The sequence below is a fragment of the Allobosea vaviloviae genome, assembly GCF_001298265.1.
Lineage (GTDB): Bacteria > Pseudomonadota > Alphaproteobacteria > Rhizobiales > Beijerinckiaceae > Allobosea > Allobosea vaviloviae_B.
This window is the reverse complement of record NZ_LGSZ01000023.1, coordinates 1-2,804: the sequence shown is the minus strand read 5'-3', so window position 1 is coordinate 2,804 and position 2,804 is coordinate 1. Positions and strand designations below refer to the sequence as shown.

Annotated in this window: 3 protein-coding genes and 1 pseudogene; all 4 read right to left on the bottom strand. The window is 65.5% G+C overall.

Annotated elements, in window-relative coordinates; genetic code table 11:
* Positions 1-322: pseudogene (locus AE618_RS05395) on the bottom strand (hypothetical protein); the annotation flags it as partial.
* 11 nt (positions 323-333) lie between these two features.
* Positions 334-1,494 carry a type IV secretion system protein VirB10 gene (gene virB10 / locus AE618_RS05390; RefSeq protein WP_054208033.1) on the bottom strand — a complete coding sequence of 387 codons (1,161 nt, stop codon included), beginning with the start codon at positions 1,492-1,494 and terminating at the stop codon, positions 334-336.
* Between the two features lie 10 nt (positions 1,495-1,504).
* The gene (gene virB9 / locus AE618_RS05385) at positions 1,505-2,365 is read right to left on the bottom strand and encodes a P-type conjugative transfer protein VirB9 (RefSeq protein WP_054208032.1); all 861 of its coding nucleotides are present in this window, start codon (positions 2,363-2,365) and stop codon (positions 1,505-1,507) included.
* Positions 2,362-2,804: virB8 family protein (locus AE618_RS05380; protein WP_054208031.1), on the bottom strand; the 443-nt coding region annotated here is incomplete at its 5' end. The genes virB9 and AE618_RS05380, both read right to left, overlap by 4 nt.

Genomic DNA, 2,804 nt, shown 5'->3' with positions numbered 1-2,804 from the left:
CGCCCGGCAGCGTCGTCGAGACGATCGGATGGTCGGGGCCGATATCTTGTCGGGTATAGCCGGCAGCAGCCGTGGCCAGATGCATGAGATGGGCATGGCCGAGACCGGGCAGCTCATGGTGATGCCAGCCGCCCGGCACTTCCGTGAACACCTCGCCTGGCCGGTTGACGACAATTTCGGTCAGATCGGGCTGCGCCAGGAAGGGCGCGAGCGGTGCAAGATAGCGCTCGAGCACGATACGGCTGGCGCGCCGGTCTCCACCGCTTGGAGGGGTCGCAATACCCGGCGCCAACCCGACGATCGGCTGCACGTCGATGGGCAACGCGCGCGCCATCATGGCTTCGTGACCCGGGATGGGGGAGCGACCCCGATCTCTGTGCCCTGCACGGTGCGATCGAGGATCCGCGAACGGCTCTCGATCCGCTTGAGATCGTAAACCGAGGAGAAATCCAGATCGCGGGCGACGAAGATGTTGACCCGCTCGCCCTGATTCTTGTTCAGCGTCGGCGGGATATCAATCGAGCGCTCGACGGCAATGCCAGCGGCCGTATTGGCCGCGCCCGACGTGTTGCGGATTTCGATATCGGCGTCGTCGAGCTGCTGGCGGCCGATCGCGGCAGCGTCGCTGACGATCGAGAGCAGGAGTGCAGCGCCAAACCTTTCCCAGAAATGCGTGTCGATCTCGCCGTCGAAGCCGGCGCGGCCGAGTGCATCGGTCGCGGGCGAGGCGAGCGCGACGATGACGCCGGTCGGCGTCTTGGCGCGTGTCCAGAGCACGAACATGCGCTTTGAGCCCTTTCGGACCTGGCCGCGGTATTCGCCGACGATCTGGGTGCCCTTCTCCATCAGCACGACATGGCCGGAATCTGACAACACATCGCGCAACACGACGCAGGAGACGAACCCCGGCACATCCGACGACATCGCTGTCTCGAGCACGCATGGGATCGCCGTGCCCTGCGTAACAAGAAGATTTCGGTTAGGCAGGCGCGCGGCGCGCACACCCTCGATGGTGGTGGCTTTCAGCTTATCGGCGAGTTCGTTGCGCGGTTCGGCTGTGCTCGCAAGCAGAGGCGATCCGGACAGGGCAGCCCCCTGCCCTCCGCCGTTGCCCGATGGCCCGCGGCCCGGCCGATTGAAGGCGAGCACCGGCGCGCGGCGGGCGCTTTCCATCAGCTTGTCGGTTTGCGGCGGAGCGGCGGCCGGCGCGAGCTGAGGCGGCAGGACCGGCAGGGCAGCCTGTTGGACGGGCGCTGGCGGTTCGCGAGCGGGCTCGAAGGCCGTTGTCTGGCGGATGATCGGTTTGGCGCCACCCTTCTCGACAGGTTTATCGGATTTCCAAGTGCTCCAGATCACCATGACCGAGAAGGCAATAAGGGCTGCCGCGCCGATGCCCCGCTTGGCGAGCGCCCGGCCCGACCCCTCGACAGGCCCAGAGACCGGCGTGATACCGCGTTCGCCCTCGACGGCAGCAGACGCATTCTGATCGATCATGGCATGCTCCTTAGCGGCGCCGTGCAGGCGCTGGCTGCTTTTGGGTGCGAGCAATGCTGGGGCTCGTTGTGCCGGTCCCGGGGTTCACGCCGACGGCATCGAAAGCCTCGTTGAAGATGCAGAGCACATCGCTGCCGCGGCGCAGCCGGAACTCCCGCGCAGTGGCATGGACCACGACGACCTCGCCGCGGACGTCCTTTGGCACGAGACTTTCCGCGCCGTCCGAGCCGACCATGTAGATCGCCGGCACCTCGCGATTGCCCGCGTAGCGGAAGCTCGTGACCTTTCCGTCATCGAAGACACCATCGGGTTCGAGATCGGCCGAGCCCTGCGCCGAGAAGCGCCAGTTGCGCGCCCCATATTGCTGGTGGAGATCGAAGGTCTGGTCGATGACCGCGCCTTCGCGCTGCTGGCCACGCGCCTGGTTCTCGGCGCGACGACGATCGGCCTCGTCGGCCGGGTAGGAGAATTTTACGACGAAGTAGCTCTCCCTCAGCGAGGCCTCTGTGATCGAGAGCTCGAACTGGTAGGAGCGCTTGCGGCCATCGCGCCTTGTCGTCACGACCTGCAGATTGGTCGGCGGATGCTTTTCTCGGGGTTTGAGGAACAGGATCGAACCGGCCGGCGCGACCTCCCAGGCGATCGAGTCGCCGATCGCGACATGCGCGATCTCCTCGTCTTCTGTGAAGATCACCTGCGTCGAAGCCCGGATGACGCCGTTGACCTTGACGACGTTGGCCGGATCGTAGGCGACGAAGCGCACGCGCTCGTCACGGGCTCCGGCGGTCGGAAGCTGCAGGGCAAGCGAGGGCAATCCGAGGCCAATGGCCAAGAGCAGACCGCAGCAGATTGCAACAACGCGGCGGCTCATGGCGCGACCTCCGGATCGGCGCGATATTCCGACACAAGAAAGCCGAGCGGGTTGATCAGGCGGTCGGTCGAGGAAACCGGCGCGTTGACATAGGCAAAGGTCAGCGTCGCTATCCAATGCGTGATCTTGATTTCCTCGCCTTTCCGGCTTTCCTTCAGGAAACGAACCGAGGCGAGGTTGTCCGCGAGCAGCGAGATCGCCTTGATTCGGACCTCGGCGACGCCAAAGCGGCCATGCACTACCTGCGGGCTTTCCGGGTTCGAGCCGCGATAGACGGCGGCAAAGCGTGCCTGCTCGGCCTGCGACGACAACAGCGCCACCGTCTGGAAATTGCTGGCGGCCTCGGCCTGGCTGTAGCCTTCGCGCGAGCGGACGTAGCGACCGAGGAAATACTTGGTCACCGCCTCGTCGTAGCTGCGCGGCGATGTCCCGAGCGCCG